The following is a 23,916-nucleotide window of genomic DNA, read 5'->3' as shown; positions in this document are numbered from 1 at the left end:
TTAATACCCGGCCGTCATTTCAGCCGGAGCGGCAGCCCGGCCACGAGCAGCACCACGTCGTCGCACACGGCGGCCAGCGCTGCGTTGAGCGCGCCCAGCTCGTCGCGGAACAGCCGGCCCGCGCGGGTCTCGGGGACGACCCCCAGCCCGACCTCCGCCGACACCAGCACGACGCGGCCGGTCGCGGCCGCCACCGCCGCCACCAGCGCGTTCACCGCCGCACCGACCTGGGGCGGGGTGACCGGCGCGGTCCACGCCCGCGCGTCGTCGAGGACGCCGGTCAGCCAGGTCGCCAGGTCGTCGACCATGACGGTCCCGGGCCGGGCGAGCTCGGTGACGAGGTCCGGGTCCTCGACGGTGACCCAGTGCCCCGGACGCCGGGCGACGTGGGCAGCGATACGGGCGTCCCACTCGGCGTCGCCGGGGACCCGCCGGGCCGTCGCGCAGTAGCGCACGGGCGCGTCCGCGGGCAGCAGCCCCTCGGCGTGCGCGGACTTCCCCGACCGGGCGCCCCCCAGGACGAGTGTCGCGGGCACGGCTGCGGGGAGCCGGGTCAGACGGTGGCGCCGCGCTGCACGCGCGGCTTCGGGACGCGCAGCTTGCGCACCTGGCTGGCCCGGGTGAAGCAGTACCAGCCGGTGCCGAGCGCACCGATGGTCTCGCCGGGGAACCTCGCGCGGGCCTTGCGGGTCGTCGTGATCGCGAGGATCACACCCTCGGCGATCATCACGACGAGCGCGAGCAGGCAGAACAGGCTGAGGTACTGCTGGATCGCCGGCACCGGCAGCACGACCGCGACGAGGACCAGGATCGCGAGCGGCATGAACATGCCGACGAGGTGCGGGCGGGAGTCGATCACGTCGCGGATGTAGGCCCGCACCGGGCCACGGTCACGCGGCAGCAGGTAGCGGTCGTCGCCCGCGTCCATCCGGGCCCGGCGCTCGGCCGCGGCGGCGCGCCGGGCCTCCTTCGAGGGCCTGTTCGCCTTCGCGTACGCCGACGCCTCCTTGCGGGTGCGCGGCGCCGGCGTGGCGGGGCGACGGGCCGCCGACTGCGCGTCGCGGCGCTTGGGGGTGGCCCGGCCCTTCCCGGCCGTCTGCCCCCTGGGCAGGTGCTCGTCCGGCGTCGTGGCGTCCACGGCCGCACCGTCGGCGGTGTCGGCGGTCGCGTTGCCGGTGGTGTCGTCGGAGCGGCGCAGGAACCTCACGAACCACAGACTACGGGCGATAGCCTGCGTGACGTGCGGGTGGTGGTGGCTCCAGACTCTTTCGGCGGCACGCTCAGTGCCTCGGCGGCCGCGGCGGCGATCGCGCGGGGGTGGAACGAGGCGGCGCCGGGCGACGACGTCGTCCGGATCCCCCTCGCCGACGGCGGCACGGGCTTCCTCGACGTGCTGCACACCGCCCTCGGCGGCACCGTGCACACGCTGACCGTCACCGGGCCGCTCGGCGACCCCGTCGAGGCCTCGTGGCTGCGGGTCGGGGACACCGCCTACGTCGAGTCCGCGTCGGCGTGCGGGCTCCAGCACGTCCCGAGGACCGGCCGCACCCCGGCCGCCGCCCGGGCCGCCACGACCCGCGGTGTCGGGGAGCTGCTCGTCGCGGCGCGCGACGCCGGTGCGCGCGAGATCGTCGTCGGCCTCGGCGGGTCCGCCACCAGCGACGGCGGCGCCGGGATGCTCGCCGCGCTCGGCGCGGTCGCGGTCGACACCGACGGGACCCCGCTGCCCGACGGCGGCGCCTCCCTCGCGCGCTGCGCCCGTCTCCACGGCCACGTCGATCTCGGGGACGCCCGCCTGGTCGCGGCCGCGGACGTCGACAACCCGCTGCTGGGCCCGCACGGTGCCGCCGCCGTCTTCGGCCCGCAGAAGGGGGCCGACGAGGCCACCGTCGCCGTCCTGGACGCCGCCCTCGCGGTCTTCGCCGATGCACTCGCGGCCACGCTGGGCGCCGACGTGCGCGAGGAGCAGGGCGCAGGCGCCGCCGGCGGCATGGGGGCCGCGCTGCTCGCCATGGGCGCGCGCCGCGTCTCCGGCGCCGGGCTCGTCCGTGAGCTCGTCGGCCTCGACGCCGCCCTCGACGAGCTCGCCGGCGCCGGCGCCGGGGTCGCCGTCACCGGGGAGGGCAGCTTCGACTGGCAGTCGTTGCGCGGCAAGCTCGTCACCACCGTCGCGCGCGCGGCCGCCGACCGTGGCGTGCCCTGTCTGGTCCTGGCCGGCCAGGTGTCGGTGGGACGCCGCGAGGCCGCCGCTGCGGGGGTCGACTCCGCCTGGTCCGTCGCCGACGACGCGGGCGGGGTCGAGGCGTCCATGGCCGACCCCGAGGGCACCCTCGCGGCGCTCGCCGCCCGCGTCGCACGGCAGTGGAGCCACTGAACCGGGCCGTTCGTGCAGGCGTGGCTCCGGTCACCCTGCTGAGCAGGGAACGGGACGACCGTCGGGGCCCGGCCTACACTGGGGGAACCGGAGCAGTCCGGAAGGAATGAGTTCGGCCCGTGCTCGTGTTGGGAGAGACATGACCGTCGAGAACACCGTCCAGACCGATGTCGCCACCGAGACGCACGGCGTCGAGCTGACCGATGCCGCCGCCGGCAAGGCGCGTCTCCTGCTCGAGCAGGAGGGCCGCGACGACATGCACCTGCGCATCGCCGTCCAGCCCGGCGGCTGCGCGGGCCTGCGCTACCAGCTCTTCTTCGACGACCGTGAGCTCGACGGCGACCTGTTCCGCGACTTCAGCGGCCTCAAGGTGGGCGTCGACCGGATGAGCGCCCCCTACCTGGTTGGCGCGGTCATCGACTTCGTCGACACCATCGAGAAGCAGGGCTTCACGATCGACAACCCCAACGCCGGCGGTTCCTGCGCCTGCGGCGACTCGTTCAACTGAGCCACCGGGCCCACCTCGACGACACGGGTACGACGAACGTCCCACGACTGCCCCCGACCGCCACCGCGCGGGCGGGGGCCGTCGTGTGTCCGGGCCCTGAAGACCCGCTGCGCGGAAGGTAGTGTCACTCGTCGTGACTGTCGCCGTGACCGGGTCCATCGCCACCGACCACCTCATGCACTTCCCGGGGAGGTTCGCCGACCAGCTGGTCGCCGAGCAGCTCCAGCGGATCTCGCTGAGCTTCCTCGTCGACGACCTGGTGGTCCGCCGCGGTGGCGTCGCCGGCAACATCGCCTTCGCCCTCGGCGTGCTGGGCCAGTCGCCCGTCCTCGTCGGGGCCGTCGGCTCCGACTTCGGCGACTACCGCTCCTGGCTGGAACGCCACGGCGTCGACACCTCGGGCGTCCACGTCCACGACGACGTCCACACCGCCCGCTTCGTCTGCACCACCGACGACGACATGTGCCAGATCGCGTCGTTCTACGCGGGCGCCATGTCCCGGGCCCGCGACATCGAGCTCGCCCCCGTCGTCGCGCGGGTGCCCGCCGTCGACCTCGTGCTCGTCGGCGCCAACGACCCCGCCGCGATGCTGCGCCACACCGACGAGTGCCGCGCGCGCGGCTACACCTTCGCGGCCGACCCCTCCCAGCAGCTCGCCCGCCTGGAGGGCCCCGAGATCCGCCGCCTCGTCGAGGGCGCCCGGTACCTGCTCACCAACGACTACGAGTTCGAGCTGCTGCAGCGCAAGACCGGCTGGACCGAGGAGCAGGTCCGCGAGCAGGTCGACATCCGCATCACCACGCTCGGCGAGAACGGCGTCCAGATCGTCGGGCGCGACGGAACCGAGCTGAAGGTCGGGGTGGTCCCCGAGACCGGCCGGGTCGATCCGACCGGCGTCGGTGACGCGTTCCGCGCCGGTTTCCTGGCCGCCACGGCGCGCGGGCTCTCGATGGAGCGGGCCGCGCAGCTGGGCTCGCTCGTCGCCGTCTGGGTGCTGGAGACCGACGGCCCGCAGGAGTGGACCTACGACCGCGCCGCGGGCCTCGACCGCCTCCGCGACGCCTACGGCCCCGACGCCGCCCGCGAGCTGGAGCAGATCCTCCCCGCGTAAACCGTGTGAGCGGCAATAGTCGCTATAGCAACTACTGCCGCTCACGAGCGGTCGCAGGCCGTGCCGTCTGGTGTTTCGGCCCGGAGCGCTCGGCGTCTCGTTCCTGCATCACGGGAGACGACCTTCGGGGGGCGCCCTCAGGGGCGGAGGGCGGTGCGGGCCGCGGGTTCGGCGACGGCGCGGCGGGAGGGGACCAGGCCGACGCGGGTGCGGCGGTCGAGCAGGTCGTCGACGTCGAGGGCGAGCTCGTGCGTCACGCCCCAGCGCAGCTCGGCGGGGCTGACGGGCACCTGGTCGGTCACGGGTTCGGTGTCGCCGCAGGCGGCGACGTCGGCGGCCTCGCTGCCGTAGCGCTCGACCAGCCGCGCCGGCACTCCGGCCGGCACGGGCCCGGCCCCGACCAGCGGCAACGTCGCGGTCCGGCTCGGCCCCGCAGACAGCCCGCGGGCGGTGACCGCGGCGTCGACGGCGTCGGCGGCCATGGCGCGGTAGGTGGTCAGCTTGCCGCCGACGACCGTCACGACCCCCGCCGCCGAGGTGATGACGGCGTGTGTGCGGGAGAGGTCGGCGCCGCTGTGGCGGCCGTCGTCGAGCAGGGGACGCAGCCCGGCGTAGGCGCCGAGGACCTGGTCGCGGCGGACGGGGACGGCGAGCGCGGGGTTGAGGACGTCGAGCAGGAAGGTGATCTCGCGCTCGGTCGCCTCGGGCACGTCGGGGACGGGGCCGTCCACGGGTTCGTCGGTGATGCCGAGGTAGACGAGCCCGCCGGGCTGGGGGAGCGCGAAGGCGTAGCGCGACAGCGACCCGTTGACGGGGACGGTCAGCGCCCCGGCGGGGTTGCCGAGCGCGGCGGCGGGGAGCACGACGTGGCTGCCGCGCGAGGGCCGCAGCGCGATGCCGTCGACGAGCCCACCTGCCCACACCCCGGCGGCGTTGACGACGGCGCGGGCGCGCAGCCGGACGGGGGCGTCGGCGACGGTGTCGTGGACGAGCGCGCCGTCGCCGGCGACGTTGACGGCGCGGCAGCGGGTGAGGATGCGGGCGCCGTGCCCGGCGGCGGTGCGGGCGAGGGCGACGACGAGGCGCGCGTCGTCGACGAGCTGTCCGTCGTAGGAGAGCCAGGCGCCCTCGCCGGTGTCGCGCAGCCCGGGCACGAGCCGCTGGGCCTCGTCGGGGCGGATGCGCCGGGGTGGGGGCAGGGTGTCGCGGCGGGTGCCGGCGGCGCGGGAGAGCAGCTCGGCGCCACGCAGGCCGGCGCCGGTGAGCAGGGCGCGGCGGCCGTCGCCGGGCAGCACCATCGGGAGCGGCCGGATGAGGTGGGGTGCGACGGTCTCGAGGAGGACGCGGCGTTCGCGCATGCTGGCGAAGGCGACGCCGACGTGGCCGGACGCGAGGTAGCGCAGGCCGCCGTGGACGAGCTTGGAGCTCCAGCGGGAGGTGCCGAACGCGAGGTCGTGGGCGTCGACGGCGGCGACGGTGAGCCCGCGGCTCGCGGCGTCGAGGGCGACGCCGGTGCCGGTGACGCCGAGCCCGACGACGAGGAGGTCGACGACCTCCCCGCCGGCCAGCGCGGCCAGTTCGCGTGCGCGGCGGGCGGCGTGGAGGGCGGTGTCCGTCATGGCCGCAGGTATCCGTCGAGGAGGGCGTGCAGCTCGGCGGGCAGCTGTGCGGCGGGTGTCCCGGCGGTGACGGCGCCGGCGGAGAGGACGTAGGACTGGGCGGTGAGCAGCACGAACCGGGCGAGGACGGCGGGGGAGCCGTCGCGGACGGTGCCGCCGGCCTGCGCCGCGGCCAGTGCGTCGGTGAGCGGGGTGAGGAGGGTGTCGGTGCTGCGGCCGCGGCGGCGCAGTACGTAGGGGAGCAGCAGTTCGGGGTCGACGTCGACGATCTTGCGGACGAGCCGGTGCCGGCGCAGGGCCTCGCAGACCTCGACGACCCGGGTGACGATCGCGGGCCGGTCGGTGCCGAGCGGGCCGGCGGCGACGGCGAGCAGGTCGCGGGTGAGGAGGTCACCGACGAGGGCGTCGACGCCGTCCCAGCGGCGGTAGAGCGACATCCGGGAGACGCCGGCGCGGCGGGCGATGTCGGACAGGGTGGTGCGGCGGACCCCGACGTCGAGCACGCAGGCCCGGGCCGCGTCGAGTACCGCGCCGTCGTCGAGCCGGGTGACCGTCCCCGGCTTGTTACGACTGGACGTCACATGTCACAGTGTAACGGTGAAGCCGCGTCGTCGCGACATGCTCTGGTCCGGCTGGGGAGACCCGGGGAAGGCCGTCACCCTGCCACCCGCCGTGCACACCCTGCTGGAACAGGCGCTGGGCGTGCAACCCGCCGATCGGACGCCCGTGCCGATCGCGCAGGTCCGGCTCCCGGAGTCCGGGCTGGACCCGGCGGTGGCCACCGAGCTCGCGATGTTCGTCGGCCCGCCCAACCTGCACACCCACCACGACGCACGGGTCAAGCACGCCGCGGGCCGCTCGACGGCCGACCTGCTCCGCCTCCGCGCCGGTGACGCCGCCGACGCCCCGGACGCCGTGGTGCTGCCGGGCACGCACAACGAGGTCCTCGGCGTGCTGGGCGCCTGCGCGCGTCGCCGCGTCGCGGTGGTCCCGTTCGCGGGCGGGACGTCGGTGGTCGGCGGGCTGGCCGCGCGCCGCGAGGGCTTCGGCGGGCTCGTCGCGCTCGACGTCCGCAGGCTCTCGGGGCTGGTCGCGCTCGACACCGAGTCGCTGACCGCGACGTTCCGCGCCGGGACCCTCGCCGTCGAGGCCGAGGAGCTGTTGGGCGCCAAGGGTTTCACCCTCGGCCACTTCCCGCAGTCCTACCAGTACGCGCGCCTGGGCGGGTTCGCGGCGACGCGCTCGGCGGGCCAGGCGTCGGCGGGCTACGGCCGGTTCGACGAGATGGTCCTCGCGCTGACGGTCGCCACCCCCGAGGGCACCCTCGACGTGGGCCGCGGGCCCGCGTCGGCCGCCGGGCCCGACCTGCGCCAGCTCGTCCTCGGCTCCGAGGGCGCCTTCGGCGTGATCACCGAGCTCACCCTGCGCGTGCGTCCCGCGCCGCAGAGGTCGGTCTACCAGGGCTGGCGTTTCGGATCTTTCGCCGAGGGCGTCACCGCCGTCCGTGAGCTCGCCCAGCGCGGCCCGCTGCCCACGGTGCTCCGGCTCTCCGACGAGGCCGAGACCGGTGTCGACGCCGTCCTGCACGGCCGGGACTGCGGCGGCTGCCTCGTCGTCGCGGGCTACGACGGCTTCCCGGGCGGGACGGGCGCCGACGCGCTGGCCGCCGCCGGTGCCGACGCGCTGGCCGCGGCCGGTGGTGCCCGTCTCGACGACTCCGTCGGCGAGAGCTGGGCCGAGGGTCGCTTCGAGGCCCCCTACCTGCGTGACGCGCTGCTCGGTGCCGGTGCGATCGCCGAGACGCTGGAGACGGCGACGTCCTGGTCGAACCTGGTGGCGCTCAAGGAGTCCGTCACCGCGGCACTGGTGTCGTCGCTGACCGGGCGGGCCACCCCACCGCTGGTGATGTGCCACGTCTCCCACGTGTACCCGACCGGCGCGTCGCTGTACTTCACCGTCGTCGCCAAGGCCGACGACGACCCCGTCGCCCAGTGGGCGGTGGCCAAGACGGCGGCCACCGACGCCATCGTCGCCGGCGGCGGCACGATCACCCACCACCACGGCGTGGGCGCCGAGCACCGGCCGTGGCTGGAACGCGAGATCGGGGCGCTGGGTGTGGAGATCCTGCGCGCGGTCAAGGCCCGGCTCGACCCCGCCGGCATCCTCAACCCCGGCGTCCTCGTGCCGTGACCTCCTACACCGCGGTCGTGAACCCGGCCGCGGGACGCGGCGCCGGCGCCCGCGTCGCTGCCGAGCTCGTCGCGGCGCTGCCGCGGGGCAGCGTCGAGGTCGTCGCCGGTCGCGACGGCGGCCACGCCGGTGAGCTTGCCCGGGCCGCCGCGGCGGCGGGCCGCACGGTGCTCGCCGTCGGCGGCGACGGGCACGCGAGCACGGTCGCGGGCGCGGTCGCGCGCGCCGACGGCCTGCTGGGCATCGTGCCCGTCGGGCGTGGCAACGACTTCGCCCGCCAGCTCGGCCTCCCCACCGATGCGCCCGGCGCGGCGGCCGTCGTCACCGGCGGGCACGAGCGGACCGTCGACGTCATCGACGCGGCCGGGCGCACCGTGCTGGGCAGTGTGTACACGGGGGTCGACTCCGCGGCCTCGGAGATCGTCGCGACCCGCCCGCGGGTGCCCGGCGGGGCCGTCTACCGGTACGCGGCGGTGCGGGCGCTGCTCACCTCGCGGCCCGCCGGGTTCCGGCTGACCCTCGACGGTGTCGAGTGGGCCGAGCGGGGCTGGTCGGTCGTCGTCGCCAACTCCGGCTGGTACGGCGCCGGGATGCACATCGTGCCCAGCGCCGAGGTCGACGACGGGCTGCTCGACGTCCTGATGATCCGGGACTCGTCGCGCTGGACACTTCTCGCGGCGCTGCGCCAGGTCTACGACGGCTCCCACGTCGGGAGGGCCGACGTCGAGGTGCGCCGGGCGCGGGCGGTCGCGGTCACGGCCGACCGTCCGCTGCCCGTTCACGCCGACGGCGAACCGCTGGCGTCGGGATCGGTGACGGTGACGGTGCGGCCCGCGGCCCTGCGGGTGCTCGTGCCGTCCCCCGTGGGCTGAGCGCGCAGCCGCTCGAGGCGCCGCGGCGTCGGCCAGCGCACCGCCGTGGCCCAGCCGGCCTTCTCGAAGCCCCGGACGACCAGCGCCGACAGGTCGACCTGGCCGCGCTGCACACCGTGGCGGGCGCACGTCGGGTCGGCGTGGTGGAGGTTGTGCCACGACTCGCCGAACGACGCGATCGCCAGCCACCACACGTTGACGGAGCGGTCGCGCGCGGCGAAGGGCCGGTCTCCCCACATGTGGCAGATCGAGTTGATCGACCACGTGACATGGTGCAGCAGCGCGACGCGGACCAGGCCCGCCCAGAAGATCGCCGTCAGCGCGCCGGTGAGCGACCAGGTGACCAGCCCGCCGATGACACCGGGCAGCGCGAGCGACATGATCGCCAGCGGCAGGAACGCCCGGTCGACGCGGACGATGTCGCGGTCGACGAGCAGGTCGGGGGCGAAACGCGCCGCGTTGGTGCGGTCACGGTCGAACAGCCAGCCGACATGGGAGTGCCACATGCCGCGGGCCAGCGCGCGCGGGCCGGTGCCGAACAGCCAGGGGGAGTGCGGGTCGCCCGCCTTGTCGGAGAACGCGTGGTGGCGGCGGTGGTCGGCGACCCACCCGGTGACGGTGCCCTGGAACGCGAGGCTGCCCGCGACGGCCAGCGCGATCCGCAGCGGCCGGTTCGCCTTGAACGCGCCGTGCGTGAAGTAGCGGTGGAACCCGACGGTCACGCCGAGCCCGCTGACGACGTAGAACACCGCCGCGATGACGACGTCCGACCACCCGAGCAGCCCCCACACCAGGGCGGCCGGGACGGCGGCGACCAGCGCCAGCAGCGGCACCGCGACGAACGTCAGGACGAGGGCGTGTTCGGGTCCGCTGCGGCGCCCGGCGGTCAGCGGTCGGGGAGTGTCGGCCAGGGGCGGGCGGGTGGCCGGCGGGGGAGGCGTCATGACCCCAGTCCACCCGTTGCGACGCGCCGGCGTAGGCCGGGCCCCCGGTCTTCACAGGGTGGGGATAACCGGAGCGGTCGGCTCCGTCACACGAGGTCGAGCTCCCATTCCGTCCACGCGTCGTACGGGCGGAACCCCATCGCCTCGTTGATCGACACCATCCACGGGTTGCTGTCGGCGTTCCAGGTGTCCACGGCCGTGACCTGCGGTGCGTGGGCCTGCAACCGCGCGAGGTTGGCCAGCTTGACCCGCACCCCCAGGCGGTGCCCGCGGTGCGCGGACTCCACGAGCGTGTCGCCCTGGCTCGCGTGCCACGGGGTCTCGGCACGGTGGAACACCGTCGTGTACGCCACCAGCGGGCCGTCGACGCCGACGCGCGCCGCCGTGACCAACGGCACCATCCCGTGGCCGACGGACGCGGCGTCGGCCTCGCGGACCCGGTCGGCGTCGTAGGTCTCGGGTTCCGAGTGCAGGTCGTCGAGCGGTGTGTCGGTGGACATCTGCGCCGCCAGCCGCGCGATGTCGTCGAGGTGGTCGTCGGGGGTGGTGCCGGTCCACCCGACCAGCGTGTGGCCCGGCGACGCCGCGACCGCCGCGGCCTCCATCGCCGCGAGCGCGGCCGGGTCGGCGGGCGGCAGGGGCAGCCGGCGTCGCTGGTCGCGCAGCGCGGGCCGAGCCCCCAGCGCCCGCATCAGGGCATCACCCGGGCCGCCGGTGCGGACCTCGACGATCAGCCGGGTGCGGCCCTGCGTGCGGGCGCGGTCGGCGGCGTGGGCGAGCAGGGCGCGACCCAGACCGCGCCGCCGCTGCGCGGGCGCCACCTCGCACTCGACGAGGGCCGACGACAGGTTGTCGCGGTTGGGCAGCGCCAGCCGCAGCGCGGCCACCGCGTCGCCGTCGCTCCGGGCGAGCCAGCGTTCGACGTCACGGCCCGGCCACGGCCTGGTCAGCTCCGACACCAGCCCGGCCCAGGACCGCGGCGGGTCACCCGGCCGGTCGTGCGCGACGGCGGCCGCGCCGACCTCGAACCAGGCCCGCAGGTCCGCCTCGTCGTCGACCCGGGTCAGCCGCACCTGCGCGACGGTTGTCATGTCCGTCACGATCCTGCGGGCGCGCCCGATGCGTCCAGCGAGTTTCGCGTGCGGCTACAGCATGACGGGGTAGGCGGGCTCCGGGATCTCGGGGCGGATGCGGTCCTCGACGAAGATGCCGTGCCAGAGCAGGAACACCAGCAGCGTCCAGATCCGGCGGCTGTGGTCGATCGGGCCCTCGCGGTGGGCGTCGATCATCCGCGACACAGCGGCCAGGTCGACGAGGTGGTCGGCCTGCGAGTCGCGCACGATGTCGCGCGCCCAGCCGTACATCTCCTCGCGCAGCCAGTGCCGGATCGGCACGGGGAACCCCAGCTTGCGACGGTTGAGCACGTGCGCGGGCACGATGCCCTCCAGGGCACGGCGCAGCGCGTACTTCGTCGTGCCCGACCGGTCGGTGCCGGTGACCTTCTCCGACCGCGGTAGCCCCGAGGCCAGCGCGAACACCTCGGGGTCGAGGAACGGCACCCGCAGCTCCAGCGAGTTGGCCATGGTCATCTTGTCGGCCTTGACCAGGATGTCACCGCGCAGCCACGTGAACAGGTCGACGTGCTGCATGCGCGCCACCGGGTCCCACCCGGCCGACTCCGCGTAGTGCGCCGCGGTCACGTCGGTGTGGCTGCGCCGCGGGTCGTACTGGCGCAGCACCCCGGCGAGCTGGTCGTCGCGGAAGATCCGGGCGTTGCCGTAGTAGCGGCGCTCCATCGGCAGCGACCCGCGCCGCAGCAGGTCCTTGCCGCGCATGCCCTCCGGCAGCCGCGCCGACGCCCTGCCCAGCAGCCCGCGCAGCGCGCCCGGGACCCGCTCGAACGGCGCCAGCGACAGCGGTTCGCGGTAGATCGTGTAGCCGCCGAACAGCTCGTCGGCACCCTCGCCCGACAGCACGACCTTCACGTGCCGGCGCGCCTCGCGGGCGATGAACCACAACGGGACCAGCGCCGGGTCGGCCACCGGGTCGTCGAGGTACCAGACGATCAGCGGCAGCGCGTCCATCATCTCGTCGGGCTTCACGGTGCGCACGACGTGGCGCACCCCGATCGCCGCCGCCGACTCGGCCGCGACGTCGACCTCCGAGTAGCCCTCGCGCTCGAAACCGGTGGTGAACGTGATCAGGTCCGGGTTGTGCTCCTTCGCGAGCGCCGCGATGGCGGTCGAGTCGATGCCGCCGGACAGGAACGCGCCCACCGTCACGTCGGCACGCATGTGCTTGGCGACGGAGTCGCGCAGGGTCGCCGCGATCCGCGCGTGCAGGGCCGGGCCGGTGCCCGCGCCCGCGTGGAACGACGGGGTGAAGTAGCGCTCGACGTCGGGCTCCGCGCCGGGGCGGACCGTCACGTGCGTGCCGGACTCGACACGGCGGATCGCGCGGTGCAGCGAGCCCGGCTCGGGCGCGTACTGCAGCGTCAGGTAGTGCTGCAGCGCAACGGGATCGAGGTCGGCGGTCAGCCCCAGCTCGCCGAGCAGCTCCACGAGGCACTTCTTCTCGCTCGCGAACGCGGTGCCCACCGGGCCCGTCGCCACGTACAGCGGCTTGATGCCGAAGGGGTCGCGTGCGCAGAACAGCACCCGCTCCTGGGCGTCCCAGATCAGGAACGCGAACATGCCGCGCAGCCGCGAGACCGCCGACGGGCCCCAGTGGTGGTAGGCGGCCACGATCGCCTCGGTGTCGCCCTCAGTGGCGAACGTCGCACCGTGCTCGTCCGCGAGCTCGGCGCGCAGCTCGAGGTAGTTGTAGATCTCGCCGTTGAAGACGATCGTGTAGCGCCCGCCGGCGTAGTGCAGCGGCTGGTGGGAGTGCTCCACGTCGATGATCGACAAGCGGTTGAAACCGAACACCGCGTCGGCATCGTTCCAGGTCCCGCTCTCGTCGGGCCCCCGGTGACGCATGCAGCGCAACGCCTCGGAGATCGGTCCGGTCCGGTCGGCTGCGTCGGCCCCGGCGGTCAGCAGTCCCAGCAGTCCGCACATGGCGAGCCAGTATGGCCACCCCCGCGGCGGGCGATGTCGGCAACACCCGGGGGGCGTGCGGGAGGGCCGCTCGGTTAGTCTCTACGCCTGGTCGAAGAACGCGCGTCCGGCATGCGTGTTCGGCGGCATGTACGGCCTGGTCACGGCCGTTACGAGGCAGAACGAGAGGCAGGAGGCGGCGAGCAGTGGGCCGAGCACAGCAGGAGGCCACGGGCCGCCGCTCCGGGTGGCGTCGCGCGGCGAAGCTGGCCGTTCTCGCGGCCGTCGTCGTCCCCCTCACGACGGGCTGCTCCGTCGACGAGGTCCTGCGCTTCGGATGGCCCGAGGGCGTCACGCCCCAGGCCCACTCGATGCGCACCCTGTGGACCTGGTCGGCCGTCGCGGCACTCATCGTCGGCGTGATCACCTGGGGCGTCATGTTCTGGGCGGTCGCCTTCCACCGCAGGAAGAAGGGCGACGGCACCAGCGTCCCGCGCCAGACCCAGTACAACCTGCCCGTCGAGATCGTGTTCACCGTGATCCCGACGATCATCGTCGCGGTGCTCTTCGGGTTCACGGTGAACGTGCAGAACTACGTCGACGTGAAGAACGACGCACCGCAGGAGAGGGTCCAGGTCACGGCCTTCCAGTGGAACTGGCAGTTCGACGTCGACGACAAGCGGGGCGGCACGGTCGAGTCGCTCGGCACGTCGAGCACCATCCCGATCCTGGTCCTGCCGACCGACCGGAGCATCGAGTTCACGATCGAGTCCAAGGACGTCATCCACAGCTTCTGGGTGCCGGAGTTCCTCTTCAAGCGCGACGTCTTCCCGATGCCGGAGAAGAACGACACCGACAACGTCTTCGTCATCGACAAGATCGATAGGACGGGTGCCTTCGTCGGTCGCTGCGCGGAGCTCTGCGGGTCCTACCACTCGCAGATGAACTTCGAGGTCCGCGCGCTCCCGCCGAACCTGTACGACGCCTACATGTCCATGCGCGGTGCGAACAAGGACATGACGGTGGCGCAGGCGTTGCAGCAGCTGCAGTCCGAGGGCTGCGACGCGCAGCTGTGCGCCCCGCAGGCCACCACGACCTACCCGTTCAGCACCGACCGGACCCTGCGGTCCGCGTCGGAGCCCCAGAACAGCTGACCGGAGCCGAGGAGCCACCGTGAAGGTCGAATCCCGAATCTTCGAGATCACCACCGCCTTCTTCTTCATCGCGGCCATCGTCTACACGGTCGTGACCAGGGAAGCTGTCGGCATCGCCTGCCTGTTCCTCACGGGTGGGCTGTCGCTGATCATCGGCACGTACTTCCGGTTCGTGTCGCGCCGCCTCGAGACGCGCCCGGAGGACAACCCGGACGCCGAGGTGTCCGACGGCGCCGGCGACGTCGGCTTCTTCTCCCCGGGCAGCTACTGGCCGATCGGCCTGGCCGCCTCCGCCGCGATCGTCGGGATCGCGCTGGCGTTCTTCTACGTGTGGCTGATGGTCATCGGCGCCGTGCTGCTGCTGTTCACCATCGGCGGCCTGGTGTTCGAGTACCACCTCCGGCCGGCGAGCCACTGACCCCACGCTCGGACACGACGGCCCGGCGCCTCCTCGGCGCCGGGCCGTCGTGCTGCCCGCACCCCGGTGGAGCCGGCGCCGCCGGGGTGGCCCAGCACGGGTCGCTCATCCGCGCGCGGCCGTGCCCAACGCGTCGCGCGCGATGATGACCTGCTGGATCTGGCTCGTGCCCTCGTAGATGCGGAACAGCCGGGCGTCGCGGTAGAACCGCTCCACCGCGACCCCGCGCATGTAGCCGGCGCCGCCGTGGACCTGCACCGCACGGTCGGCCACCCGGCCGACCATCTCCGAGCAGAAGTACTTCGCCGCCGCCGGACCCGCGACCCTGTCGGTGCCCGCGTCGAACGCGCGCGCCGTCTCCCGCACCAGGGCGCGGCCGGCGTGCAGATCGGTCACCGAGTCGGCCACCATGCCCTGGACCAGCTGGAACGCCGCGATCGCCCGCCCACCCGCCTGCCGCTCCCGGGCGTACTCGACGGTCTCGTGCACCAGCCGCGCCGCCATCCCCACACACATCGCCGCGATGTGCACCCGCCCGTGCGCCAGGCACTTCGCCGCGATCCGGAACCCGTTGTCGATCCCGGCCTCCCCGCCGACGACGGCCTCCGCCGGGAGGCGCACGTCGTCGAGATAGACATCGGAGGTCCATGCCCCGAACTGGCCCATCTTGTGGTCCTTCGGGCCCGTCGACAGGCCGGGGGTGCCCGCCGGCACGAGGAACGTCGAGATACCGCGGTTGCCCGGCGCGTCGGGGTTCGTCCGAGCGAACACCATGATCACGTCGGCGACGGGGGCGTTCGTGATGTAGCGCTTCGCGCCCGAGACCACCCAGCCGTCTCCGTCGCGGCGCGCCGTCGTCGCCAGCGTCGACGGGTCGGACCCCGCCTCGGCCTCCGTCAGCCCGAACGACGCCGTCACCTCACCCGACGCCAGCCGCGGCAGCCACGACCGCTTCTGTTCCTCGGTCCCGCCCTCGATCAGGACGTGCCCCGCGATGCCGTTGTTCGTCCCGAACAGCGACCGCAAAGCGGGGGTGGTCCAGCCGAGCTCCATCGCCAGCTCGACCTCCTCGGCGACCGACAGGCCCAGCCCGCCGTACTGCTCGGGGATCGTGAACCCGTAGAGCCCCATGGCCTTGCACTGCTCCACGATCCGCGGCGGGATCGCGTCGTCGGCGTCGATGCGCTCCTCGAGGGGCACGACCTCCTCGCGGATGAACTCCCGCACCGAGGCCAGCACGTCGTCGAGATCGGAGGCGTCCACGCCGGTTGTTCTAACATCTTTGCCGCGCGGCGGCCGCGCTCACGGGTGCATCCGGGCGCCCTTGCACACCTTGTCGACCGCATTGCGTGGTCCGTGCATCGCCAGCCCCACCAGGTCGAGGTCCGCGGCTGCCACCGCCGCGACCGCCGCGCGGTTGTCGGCGTCGTTGCCCGTCGCGAACAGGTCCTTCGTGAACACCGCGACCGGTAGTCCCCGGGACGTCGCACGCCCCCTGGCCGCGGTGAGGACCTCCTTCGACCCCTGCAGGACGAGGATGGGCCGGCCCAGCATCGGGAGGTAGCGGGTGCCGTCGGCGTCCGCGTACGGCTCACCCACCAGCTCCGGAACCGCCGCGGTGAGGGCGCCCGCCAGGAACGCGGTGACGTTGAGCGCCTGCCAGCCCTCCAGGTCGTCGCGCAGCAGCACGACGACCTTCGTCGGGAAGCGGACCGGGGTCGCGTCGTTCTCCATGTCCCCGACGGTGCCCGCCGGCGGCGCCGCCCGTCTTGTACGTTCCTGACGTGGGTGGTGGGCGTGCTCCCGAGACCGCGACCGCGTGGCGCCCGGCGGTCCCCGGCGTCATCGAGGTCTTCCATGCGCGGTTCGTCGGACACAGCTACCCGGCGCACACCCATGACGCCTGGACATTGCTGATCGTCGACGACGGCGCGGTCCGCTACGACCTCGACCGCCACGCCCACGGCGCGCTGCGCTCCCACGTGACGCTGCTGCCCCCGCACGTCCCGCACGACGGCCGCTCCGCCGGGCCCGGCGGTTTCCGCAAACGCGTGCTCTACCTCGAACCCGAGGTCCTCGGCGCGGACCGCATCGGCGCCGCGGTCGACCGGCCCGCCCTCGACGACCACCTCCTGCGGCTGCGGATCTCCCAACTGCACCGCGTGCTCGGGGCGGCCGGGGAGGAGCTCGCCGCGCAGAGCAGGCTGAGTCTGGTCCGCGACCGGCTGCGCGCGCACCTCGACGGCCGGGTCGAGGCCGCGGCCCCCGTCCGTGATCCCGGCCTCGCCGCCCGCTTGCGCGATCTCCTCGACGCCTCCCTCCCCACCGGCATCGCCCTCGGGGAGGCCGCGCGGCTGCTGGGTACCGCGCCCAGCCACCTGGTGCGTGCCTTCGGCGCTGCGTACGGGCTGCCCCCGCATCGTTACCTCACCGGCCGTCGCATCGACGCCGCCCGCCGGCTGTTGCTCGACGGCATGGCGCCCGGTGACGTCGCCGCCGCTGCGGGTTTCTACGACCAGGCGCATTTGACCAGGCATTTCCGCCGGATGCTGGGCACGACCCCCGGCCGCTACCGCGGCCCCCGCTGACCGTGGCGGGGCCGGTGGGAGCGGGTCCGCCACCGCTGGGCTCCCACCGGGTCCGCCGCCGCGCCGCTGCCGACCGTGCGGGGGCCGTGCCGGTGCCGACGAACTCCGCGCCGGTGCCGCGAGCCGCGCGCCGGACCGGCCCGACGTCGCGGTCACCGCTGCTCGGGAGGTGCACCGTCGACGACGCCCAGCACGAAACCGTCGTAGCCCTGGGCCGCCACGGTCTGCACCATCGTCGCCGAGATCCGCGGGTCGGCGGCGAGGGCGTCGGCGAGCCGCCGGGTCCCGAGGACCGCCGGGTCGTCGTCGGACCCGTCGACGACCCGGCCGCCGCGGACCACGTTGTCGATGACGACCAGCGCCCCGGGCCGCAACAGCCGGATCGCGTGGTCGAGGTACTCGGCGTTCGAGACCTTGTCGGCGTCGACGAACACCATGTCGAACGGCCCCTGGACCTCCGGCAGTGTCTGCAGCGCCGGACCCGGCACGATCCGCACCCGCTCGCCCACCCCGGCGCGGTCGAGGTTCGCCCGGGCCACCTCCGCGTGCCGCGGCGACACCTCGCACGTCACGACCTCGCCGTGCGCCGGCAGCGCCCGGGCCGGCCAGATCGTGCTGTACCCGCCCAGCGTCCCGACCTCCAGGATCCGGCGCGCCCCCACCGACCGGGCCAGCAGGTGCAGCAGCTTGCCCAGCGCCGGGGTCACGTCGATCGGTGGCAGGCCCGCGGCGGCGTTGGCGCGCAAGGCCTCCGCCAGTGCCTCGTCCTCGCCGAGGAGCCGCTGCCCGTAGTAGTCGTCGACCCGGCCCCAGATCCCGTCGTCGTCCACGGCTCCCAGCCTGCCTCTAGGGTGCGGTACATGTCGGATGCTTACGAGCGGTTCACTGCGGTGCGCGTCGACCGCCCCGAGGACGCGATCCTGCGGATCACCCTCGACGGCCCGAACCTCAACGCCGTCGGCCACGACGCGCACGCCCAGCTCGCCGACATCTGGCCGGTGATCGACCGCGACGACAGCGTCCGCGCCGTCCTCGTCCGTGGCGCGGGCAAGGCGTTCTCCGCGGGCGGGGCGTTCGACATGATCACCGACATGGTGTCGGACCCGGCCGTCCGCAGCCGGGTCATGCGGGAGGCCCGCGACCTCGTCTACAACGTCGTCAACTGCTCGAAGCCGGTCGTGTCGGCCATCCACGGGCCCGCCGTCGGTGCGGGCCTCGCCGTCGCGCTGCTCGCCGACATCTCCGTCGCGGGCCGGACCGCGAAGATCGTCGACGGGCACACCCGGCTCGGCGTCGCCGCGGGCGACCACGCCGTGATCTGCTGGCCGCTGCTGTGCGGCATGGCCAAGGCCAAGTACTACCTCCTGACGTGCGACGCGCTGACAGGGGAGGAGGCCGAGCGGATCGGCCTGGTGTCGTTGTGCGTGGACGACAGCGAGGTTCAGGACAAGGCGATGGAGGTCGCCCGCAAGCTGGTCCTGGGCTCGCCGAGCGCGGTGAGCTTCACGAAGCTCGCCCTCAACAACTGGTACCGCACCGCCGGCCCGGCCTTCGACGCGTCCCTGGCGCTCGAGTTCTACGGCTTCGGACTGCCCGACGTGTCCGAAGGCGTTGCGGCACATCGGGAGAAGCGCGCCCCGCGATTCACCGGTGGGACACCCTGAGCGCCCCCGGGGGCCTCAGAGGTTGCCGACGGCGACCCGGGCGATCGCCACGGCGGCCTCCCGGGTGCGCTCCTGCGAGCCCAGGCCCTGCAGGGTGACGTCGATCGTGGAACCACCGGCCTGCACCAGTACGCCGCCCACCCCTTCGGGCAGGTCGGCGTCGCTGTAGAAGAACAGCGCGCGCTCGCCGAGTCCCGCCACCTCGGTCCCGGGCACGCCGACCGATCGCCGCGAGGCATCCGCCTTCGCGTCGAACCGCTCGCCGGGCTCCACTCCCACGCTCAGTCCGGTCCCGCCCGACCGTGCGGCGGCGAAGGCGCACACCGACCGGCGGGCGCTCTCGGTGGCCTCGCCGTCGGCGAAGCGCAACCCTGTCGCGGTGTCGATCTCCGCACCGGGGACGAGCGCACAGGCCTTCTTGGCGCCCGCCGGCCGCACGACGTCGGCGGCGCCGTCCGGTGTGGACGAAGGCCCCGCCGCCGGTGCCGTGGTGGGCGTCGCCGCTGCCGTCGTCGCGGTCGGACCGGCGCCGCTCGAACCGCCACATGCTGCGGCGGCCAGTAGGACCGGGGCGGCGATCAGGACGGCGGCGAGCCGTGCGCGGGAGGGGAACCGGACGCTTCGGGCAACCACCGGCCGACCGTAGCGGTGCGTGGTCGATCGGGCACGGCGGGTCGGGACCCGGGCCGGGGCCTCGCGCTCAGGCGGCTCTGCCCCTGCCCTCTCCGAGGCGCCCGGACGCCGCCCTCAGCAGCACCGCCACCCAGGTCCGGAAGGGCCGCCAGCCCTCCGCGATACGGACGAGGTCGTCGTCGGTCGCGGGCCCGTCGAGCCCGTAGCGGCCCCCGACGATCTCGGCGAGGTTCCGCTCGTGGCCGACGGCCAGGTCGGCCGCGCCCGTCGAGCGGAAGCGGATCAGTGCCGAGGAGAACGGCCCGATACCGGGGATCGCCTGTAGTGTCGCGTCGGCCTGCGCCTGGTCGGCGTCGCGCAACGCGGCGACCTCCAGCGTGCCGGCGAGCGCGGCCTGCGCGACGCCGCGCAGCCGCTGCATCTTCACCTCGGGGAGCCCGGGGGACGACCCGACCTCGAGCAACTGGGCCGGTGTCGGGAACGCCGACAGCGTCCGTCCCGCGACCTCGAGCACCCGGCCGTGCTCGCGGGCGAACCGTTCGCGGGCCGCGGCGGCCTGACGGCGACCCCAGCGCAGCGACAGGACGCTCCACGCCGCCGCCTCGTAGGGGGAGTGGAACAGCACGGGCCGCAACCCTGGCGCCGCGGCCAGGACCGGTGCCACCACCGGATCGGCCGCCGCGACGCGCTCGTACCCGGTCGCGTCGTGGTCGAGCGAGACGATGCGGGCGACCTGGGCCCGCACGGCCTCGACGTCACCACCGGGGGGTAGGCCGGAGATCTCGCCCACGATGTCGCCCCCCGACTCGGTCAGCGCGACACCCACCTGGCCGCTGAGGTCGTCGAGGCAGAACGCGAGCCGCATGGTGCCGTCGAAGGAGGACTCACCGCGATGGCCGAACCCGAACAGCGCAGCCTCTGCCAGGGAGAAGGCGCCGCGGGGGGTGATTCGAAAGGTCGTCATGCGCAGAGGATGCGCCCTCGCACCGACGGTTCGGCGGGGCCGCCGCCCGGCCTGTGGACAACCTGCGCGAAACGTCCGGATCCGGTCGGGAAGGCGACGGGATGTGGACAACTCGATGGTGAGCATTGACAAGTGGTGGGCGGTCCGCGACCGTCGGAGAACCGCAGCTGCCGACCCGCGGGGGACGGCGGTCGCGCACGATGACGACGACGGGGGCGTCACCGCGCGCGACCCCGGCCGACCCCCGGCGGGGAGGACGTGCGGGGCCGAACGAGTGGTGGCCGCGCGGCGGGAACGCCACCCTCCGTGACCGGTGGCGGGGGGATCCGCCATGATCTGCGCGGTTCCCTCCCGGTTCGGCCGTCCGCTTCCCACGCGACGGTGATCGGCGGCCGGCCGGGAGGGAACCCTGCGGTTCGGGTTGGCCCTACCCTCGTTGCTGCGGCCCACCGGCTGGGTCGGGACGCCATGCACGGCGAGGGTGGGGGTATGACCGGAACAGCCGTACCCTCGACGTCCGCACTCGGCCGTGACGACGCCGTCACCGCGGCGGGTCCCACCCCCGGCGCGGGCGCCCGCGGCCTCGCCCGCGTCGGACGCGAGCTGCGCTACCTGATCGGCGGCCTGCCGTTGTCGATCGTGGCCTTCGTCGTCGCGATCGCCGGGTTCGCCGCGGGGGTCTCGACCGTCGTCGTCTGGGTCGGGGTCCCCGTCCTCGCCGCCACGCTGCGGGCGGTACGCGGCCTCGCCAGGGTCGAACGCCGCAGCACCGAAACTGTGTTGGCCCGCCCGCTGCCACCACACCACTACCGCACACCGAGCGGGACCGGCCTCGGACGGATGGTGTCGTCGCTGGCCGAGCCGCAGTCGTGGCGCGACCTGCTGCACGCCGTCGTCGGCTTCCCGGTCCGGCTCACCTGCTTCGTCGTCGGCGTGGTGTGGGCGGTGACCGGGCTCGGCTCCGCTCTCGCCGTGACGTGGATGTGGTCGCTGCCCTACGACGACGGCGTCAACGGCCTCTACGGCCTGCTCACCGGCACCGACTCGCGCCTGGTCGACATTGCCATCACCACCGCCGGCGGGCTCGTCCTGCTCGCCGCGCTGCCGTGGGTGCTCCGGCTGCTCGTCGCGGCCCGCGCCGGGCTCGCCCGCGGCCTGCTCACCAACCAGAGCGCCGCCCTGCGCGCCCGTGCCGCCCAGCTCGCCGCCAGCCGGCGGGCCGCCGTCGCCGCCGAGGCCCAGACGTTGCGCCGGCTCGAACGCGACATCCACGACGGCCCCCAGCAGCGCCTCGTCCGCCTCACCATGGACCTCGAGGCCGTCACCCGCCGTCTCGACGACGACCCCGCCCGCGCCCGCACCCTCGTCGCGGAAGCGCTCGAACAGAGCCGCGAGGCGCTGACCGAGCTGCGCGCCCTCTCCCGTGGCATCGCCCCACCGATCCTCGCCGACCGCGGCCTCGGCGCCGCGCTCGCCGCCGCGGCCGCCCGCAGCCCGGTCGAGGTGTCGCTCGACGTCGCGCTGCCCGACGGGCGCCGGCTCGCCGACGAGGTCGAGAACACCGCCTACTTCGTCGTCACCGAGGCGCTGACCAACGTCGCCAAGCACTCCGCGGCCACCCGCTGCGCCGTCACCGTGACGATCGCGGGCAGCAGGCGTCGCGACGACGCACGCGTCGTCGTCACCGTGACCGACGACGGCGTCGGCGGCGCGCACCTGGGCAAGGGACACGGGCTGGCCGGGCTGGCCGACAGACTGTCGGGGGTGGGCGGCATGCTCGACCTCAGCAGCCCACCCGGCGGCCCGACCGTGCTCACCGCCACGATCCCGCTGCTGTCCGACGACGACGAGGGGAGCACCTGAGTGAAGGTCGTACTGGCCGAGGACTCGCTGCTGCTGCGCGAGGGCCTGGTCAGGCTGCTCGACGAGGCCGGAGCCGAGGTCGTCGCCGCGGTCGGGGACGGCCCGTCGCTGGTGGCGGCCGTCGTCGAGCACCGGCCCGACGTCGCGGTCGTCGACGTCCGGATGCCGCCGTCGTTCACCGACGAGGGCCTCCGGGCCGCGGTCGAGGTCCGCGACAAGGTCCCGGCCACGGCGATCCTCGTGCTGTCGCAGTACGTCGAGGAGAGCTACGCCGGCGACCTCCTCGCCTCCGGAACCGGCGGTGGCCGCGGCGGCGTCGGCTACCTGCTCAAGGACCGGGTGTCGCGGCTGGCCGACCTGTCCGACGCCCTCGACCGCGTCGCCGCAGGCGGCACCGTGCTCGACCCCGAGGTCGTCTCCGCGCTGCTCACCCGCCGCCGCAGCCGCGACCCCCTCGCCGAGCTGTCACCCCGCGAACGCGAGGTGCTGGGCCTGATGGCCGAAGGGCGCACCAACGTCGCGATCGGGCGGGCACTCGTCGTGACGCCCGGCGCCGTCGAGAAGCACATCTCGTCGATCTTCGGGAAGCTCGGCCTTCCCCCGTCCGAGGACGACCACCGCCGTGTGATGGCCGTTCTCACGTGGATGCGCGCCTGACCTTCACCCACACGGGTGGCGACGCATACCCCTGTGTGTGGGTGTCGCGGCGACCCGCAGCCGTGCATGCTCGTACGGGGGGATCGACCGTTCCGGGGGCAGCGGTGGTGACGGCGGGTGACGACGGGTGGGCTCATCCCGACCCGTGCGCACCGGGAGGGCGGCACCGCGCCCGCGGGCGCCGCCGCGTCGACCACGACGGCGTCGCCGCGGCGTGGCTCCTCGCCGCCCTGCTCGGCACCGCGGCCTGCGCCCTGCCGTCCGCGGTCCCGGTCCGGCCCGCGGCGCAGCACACGGTGCTGCCGGACCTACCGGTGCCGCACGTCGCGGTGCCGCACGTCGCGCCACCCCTGCCCGTCACGCTCGGCGTGACACCTGCGACACCCGCCGTCGATGCCGAGCAGGCCCCCGCCGACTTCACCAGCGCCCTGCCCGACGACCGTGCCGCCGTCGCCGTCCGCACCGCCATGGCCCAGATCGGCCTGCCCTACGAATGGGGCGGCAACGGGCCCACCGCCGGTGACGACGGCTTCGACTGCTCCGGCCTGACGACGTTCGCCTACGCCGCCGCGGGAATCGGCCTCCCACGCACCGCCGCGACCCAGTACGCGGCCGGACCGCACGTCCCCGCCGACGCGCCCCTGCAGCCCGGTGACCTGGTCTTCTACGGCACACCCGGCGCGGTGCACCACGTCGGCATGTACATCGGCGACGGCCGGATGGTCAACGCCCCCACCTTCGGCAAGCCGGTCCAGACGGCCTACTACCGCTGGAGGGGCGACGACTACCTCGGCTCCACCCGGCCCGCCGCCACCGGCCCGACGACGCGCGGCCGGCTCCCCGCGGTGCCGTCCGAGGGCGGACCCGTCGTCCGCCCGCCGCGCCCGACCGTGTTCGACGCGCCGCCCGCCCCGCCGCCGACCGACCTCCCGCGGCCCGCGACCTCGCTGCCACCCGAGCCGGTCACCGCCGCGTCCGCCGTCGCGGCCGCGGACCCGACGACGACCACGCTTGCGCCCGCAGTCGCGGCCGCGGACACGACGACGACGCTTGCGCCCGCCTCCGACGGCGCCGACCCGTCGACGGCCACGAGCGGCACCTCGACGGTCCCGGAACCCGGGGCGGCGAACGGGGCCCCCACGGCCTCGTCGACATCCACGCCGCCGCCGACGACCCTGCCGCCGACGACCCTGCCGCCGACGACCCTGCCGCCGACGACCCTGCCGCCGACGACCCTGCCGCCGACGACCCTGCCGCCGACGACCCTGCCGCCGACGACCCTGCCGCCGACGACCCTGCCGCCGACGACCCTGCCGCCG

At 74.5% G+C, this 23,916-nt stretch carries 23 protein-coding genes and 1 pseudogene; 12 read left to right on the top strand and 12 right to left on the bottom strand.

Going from position 1 to position 23,916, the window contains the following annotated elements:
* Positions 1-14 precede the first annotated feature (14 nt).
* Together AB7F12_RS29630 and AB7F12_RS29625 are read right to left on the bottom strand one after the other, a co-directional pair.
* On the bottom strand, positions 15-536 hold the full coding sequence (locus AB7F12_RS29630) for a bifunctional adenosylcobinamide kinase/adenosylcobinamide-phosphate guanylyltransferase (protein WP_428500265.1): 522 nt from the start codon (positions 534-536) through the stop codon (positions 15-17).
* Positions 537-553: 17 nt separating this feature from the next.
* Complete coding sequence (locus AB7F12_RS29625) at positions 554-1,207, bottom strand: DUF3043 domain-containing protein (protein ID WP_428500264.1); 654 nt, start codon at positions 1,205-1,207, stop codon at positions 554-556.
* 33 nt (positions 1,208-1,240) lie between these two features.
* On the opposite strand from AB7F12_RS29625, the gene AB7F12_RS29620 reads away from it, so the two are divergent.
* The 3 genes from AB7F12_RS29620 (at position 1,241) to AB7F12_RS29610 (ending at position 3,993) form a co-directional block, all read left to right on the top strand.
* Positions 1,241-2,374, top strand: coding sequence for a glycerate kinase family protein (locus AB7F12_RS29620; RefSeq protein ID WP_428500263.1), 1,134 nt, complete (start codon positions 1,241-1,243; stop codon positions 2,372-2,374).
* 139 nt (positions 2,375-2,513) lie between these two features.
* Positions 2,514-2,882 carry a HesB/IscA family protein gene (locus AB7F12_RS29615; RefSeq protein ID WP_428500262.1) on the top strand — a complete coding sequence of 123 codons (369 nt, stop codon included), beginning with the start codon at positions 2,514-2,516 and terminating at the stop codon, positions 2,880-2,882.
* A 175-nt stretch (positions 2,883-3,057) separates the two neighbouring features.
* On the top strand, positions 3,058-3,993 hold the full coding sequence (locus AB7F12_RS29610; RefSeq protein ID WP_428500275.1) for a carbohydrate kinase family protein: 936 nt from the start codon (positions 3,058-3,060) through the stop codon (positions 3,991-3,993).
* Between the two features lie 137 nt (positions 3,994-4,130).
* Here the strand turns inward: AB7F12_RS29610 and AB7F12_RS29605 are convergent, their stop codons facing one another.
* Together AB7F12_RS29605 and AB7F12_RS29600 are read right to left on the bottom strand one after the other, a co-directional pair.
* Positions 4,131-5,612, bottom strand: coding sequence for a glycerol-3-phosphate dehydrogenase/oxidase (locus tag AB7F12_RS29605; RefSeq protein WP_428500261.1), 1,482 nt, complete (start codon positions 5,610-5,612; stop codon positions 4,131-4,133).
* Entirely contained in the window at positions 5,609-6,193 is a 585-nt protein-coding gene (locus AB7F12_RS29600) for a TetR/AcrR family transcriptional regulator (protein WP_428500260.1), read from the bottom strand. Before AB7F12_RS29600 ends, AB7F12_RS29605 begins: the two co-directional genes overlap by 4 nt.
* 37 nt (positions 6,194-6,230) lie before the next feature.
* On the opposite strand from AB7F12_RS29600, the gene AB7F12_RS29595 reads away from it, so the two are divergent.
* Positions 6,231-7,802, top strand: a complete 1,572-nt coding sequence (locus AB7F12_RS29595; RefSeq protein WP_428517071.1) for an FAD-binding oxidoreductase — start codon at positions 6,231-6,233, stop codon at positions 7,800-7,802.
* Positions 7,799-8,674, top strand: coding sequence for a diacylglycerol/lipid kinase family protein (locus AB7F12_RS29590; RefSeq protein ID WP_428500259.1), 876 nt, complete (start codon positions 7,799-7,801; stop codon positions 8,672-8,674). The genes AB7F12_RS29595 and AB7F12_RS29590 overlap by 4 nt, the downstream gene beginning before the upstream one ends.
* Here the strand turns inward: AB7F12_RS29590 and AB7F12_RS29585 are convergent.
* The 3 genes from AB7F12_RS29585 to asnB form a co-directional block, all read right to left on the bottom strand.
* Complete coding sequence (locus tag AB7F12_RS29585) at positions 8,581-9,618, bottom strand: acyl-CoA desaturase (protein WP_428500258.1); 1,038 nt, start codon at positions 9,616-9,618, stop codon at positions 8,581-8,583. The genes AB7F12_RS29590 and AB7F12_RS29585 overlap by 94 nt on opposite strands.
* An 86-nt stretch (positions 9,619-9,704) precedes the next feature.
* Positions 9,705-10,721, bottom strand: coding sequence for a GNAT family N-acetyltransferase (locus AB7F12_RS29580; RefSeq protein ID WP_428500273.1), 1,017 nt, complete (start codon positions 10,719-10,721; stop codon positions 9,705-9,707).
* Positions 10,722-10,763: 42 nt separating this feature from the next.
* Complete coding sequence (asnB, locus tag AB7F12_RS29575; RefSeq protein ID WP_428500257.1) at positions 10,764-12,677, bottom strand: asparagine synthase (glutamine-hydrolyzing); 1,914 nt, start codon at positions 12,675-12,677, stop codon at positions 10,764-10,766.
* A gap of 185 nt (positions 12,678-12,862) precedes the next feature.
* On the opposite strand from asnB, the gene ctaC reads away from it, so the two are divergent.
* Together ctaC and AB7F12_RS29565 are read left to right on the top strand one after the other, a co-directional pair.
* On the top strand, positions 12,863-13,810 hold the full coding sequence (gene ctaC / locus AB7F12_RS29570) for an aa3-type cytochrome oxidase subunit II (RefSeq protein ID WP_428500256.1): 948 nt from the start codon (positions 12,863-12,865) through the stop codon (positions 13,808-13,810).
* Between the two features lie 19 nt (positions 13,811-13,829).
* Positions 13,830-14,228: a cytochrome c oxidase subunit 4 gene (locus AB7F12_RS29565; RefSeq protein ID WP_428500255.1), complete on the top strand. Its 399-nt coding sequence runs from the start codon at positions 13,830-13,832 to the stop codon at positions 14,226-14,228.
* 105 nt (positions 14,229-14,333) lie between these two features.
* On the opposite strand, the gene AB7F12_RS29560 is transcribed toward AB7F12_RS29565, so the two are convergent.
* Together AB7F12_RS29560 and AB7F12_RS29555 are read right to left on the bottom strand one after the other, a co-directional pair.
* Complete coding sequence (locus AB7F12_RS29560; protein WP_428500254.1) at positions 14,334-15,491, bottom strand: acyl-CoA dehydrogenase family protein; 1,158 nt, start codon at positions 15,489-15,491, stop codon at positions 14,334-14,336.
* 39 nt (positions 15,492-15,530) lie between these two features.
* Entirely contained in the window at positions 15,531-15,962 is a 432-nt protein-coding gene (locus AB7F12_RS29555; protein ID WP_428500253.1) for a DUF2000 family protein, read from the bottom strand.
* Positions 15,963-16,012: 50 nt separating this feature from the next.
* Here AB7F12_RS29555 and AB7F12_RS29550 point away from each other — a divergent pair, with 50 nt between their 5' ends.
* Positions 16,013-16,816 carry an AraC family transcriptional regulator gene (locus tag AB7F12_RS29550; RefSeq protein ID WP_428500252.1) on the top strand — a complete coding sequence of 268 codons (804 nt, stop codon included), beginning with the start codon at positions 16,013-16,015 and terminating at the stop codon, positions 16,814-16,816.
* Positions 16,817-16,968: 152 nt separating this feature from the next.
* Here AB7F12_RS29550 and AB7F12_RS29545 read toward each other — a convergent pair whose 3' ends face one another.
* Positions 16,969-17,646 (bottom strand): O-methyltransferase, encoded by a 678-nt coding sequence (locus AB7F12_RS29545; RefSeq protein WP_428500251.1) that lies wholly within the window; start codon positions 17,644-17,646, stop codon positions 16,969-16,971.
* 30 nt (positions 17,647-17,676) lie between these two features.
* On the opposite strand from AB7F12_RS29545, the gene AB7F12_RS29540 reads away from it, so the two are divergent.
* The gene (locus tag AB7F12_RS29540) at positions 17,677-18,480 is read left to right on the top strand and encodes an enoyl-CoA hydratase/isomerase family protein (protein ID WP_428500250.1); all 804 of its coding nucleotides are present in this window, start codon (positions 17,677-17,679) and stop codon (positions 18,478-18,480) included.
* 15 nt (positions 18,481-18,495) lie between these two features.
* Here AB7F12_RS29540 and AB7F12_RS29535 read toward each other — a convergent pair whose 3' ends face one another.
* Entirely contained in the window at positions 18,496-19,113 is a 618-nt protein-coding gene (locus AB7F12_RS29535) for a hypothetical protein (protein ID WP_428500249.1), read from the bottom strand.
* Between the two features lie 67 nt (positions 19,114-19,180).
* The gene (locus AB7F12_RS29530; RefSeq protein ID WP_428500248.1) at positions 19,181-20,077 is read right to left on the bottom strand and encodes a DNA-3-methyladenine glycosylase family protein; all 897 of its coding nucleotides are present in this window, start codon (positions 20,075-20,077) and stop codon (positions 19,181-19,183) included.
* 489 nt (positions 20,078-20,566) lie between these two features.
* Between AB7F12_RS29530 and AB7F12_RS29525 the strand changes: the two genes are divergently transcribed.
* The 3 genes and pseudogenes from AB7F12_RS29525 to AB7F12_RS29515 form a co-directional block, all read left to right on the top strand.
* Positions 20,567-21,940, top strand: coding sequence for a sensor histidine kinase (locus tag AB7F12_RS29525; protein ID WP_428500247.1), 1,374 nt, complete (start codon positions 20,567-20,569; stop codon positions 21,938-21,940).
* On the top strand, positions 21,941-22,597 hold the full coding sequence (locus tag AB7F12_RS29520) for a response regulator transcription factor (protein WP_428500246.1): 657 nt from the start codon (positions 21,941-21,943) through the stop codon (positions 22,595-22,597).
* A gap of 470 nt (positions 22,598-23,067) precedes the next feature.
* A pseudogene (locus AB7F12_RS29515) lies at positions 23,068-23,406 on the top strand (C40 family peptidase); the annotation flags it as partial.
* Positions 23,407-23,916: the final 510 nt, after the last annotated feature.

The organism is Pseudonocardia sp., from assembly GCF_050250275.1.
Taxonomy (GTDB): Bacteria; Actinomycetota; Actinomycetes; order Mycobacteriales; family Pseudonocardiaceae; genus Pseudonocardia.
The sequence above is the reverse complement of the archived record's forward strand: the minus strand, read 5'-3'. Positions and strand labels throughout refer to the sequence as shown.

Coding starts and splice junctions, on each gene's coding strand:
- AB7F12_RS29540 (WP_428500250.1), top strand. CDS start 17,677: ATGTCGGATGCTTACGAGCGGTTCACTGCGGTGCGCGTCGACCGCCCC.
- AB7F12_RS29615 (WP_428500262.1), top strand. CDS start 2,514: ATGACCGTCGAGAACACCGTCCAGACCGATGTCGCCACCGAGACGCAC.
- AB7F12_RS29610 (WP_428500275.1), top strand. CDS start 3,058: ATGCACTTCCCGGGGAGGTTCGCCGACCAGCTGGTCGCCGAGCAGCTC.
- AB7F12_RS29530 (WP_428500248.1), bottom strand. CDS start 20,077: ATGACGACCTTTCGAATCACCCCCCGCGGCGCCTTCTCCCTGGCAGAG.
- AB7F12_RS29525 (WP_428500247.1), top strand. CDS start 20,567: ATGACCGGAACAGCCGTACCCTCGACGTCCGCACTCGGCCGTGACGAC.
- asnB (WP_428500257.1), bottom strand. CDS start 12,677: ATGTGCGGACTGCTGGGACTGCTGACCGCCGGGGCCGACGCAGCCGAC.
- AB7F12_RS29555 (WP_428500253.1), bottom strand. CDS start 15,962: ATGGAGAACGACGCGACCCCGGTCCGCTTCCCGACGAAGGTCGTCGTG.
- AB7F12_RS29595 (WP_428517071.1), top strand. CDS start 6,231: ATGCTCTGGTCCGGCTGGGGAGACCCGGGGAAGGCCGTCACCCTGCCA.
- AB7F12_RS29605 (WP_428500261.1), bottom strand. CDS start 5,612: ATGACGGACACCGCCCTCCACGCCGCCCGCCGCGCACGCGAACTGGCC.
- AB7F12_RS29585 (WP_428500258.1), bottom strand. CDS start 9,618: ATGACGCCTCCCCCGCCGGCCACCCGCCCGCCCCTGGCCGACACTCCC.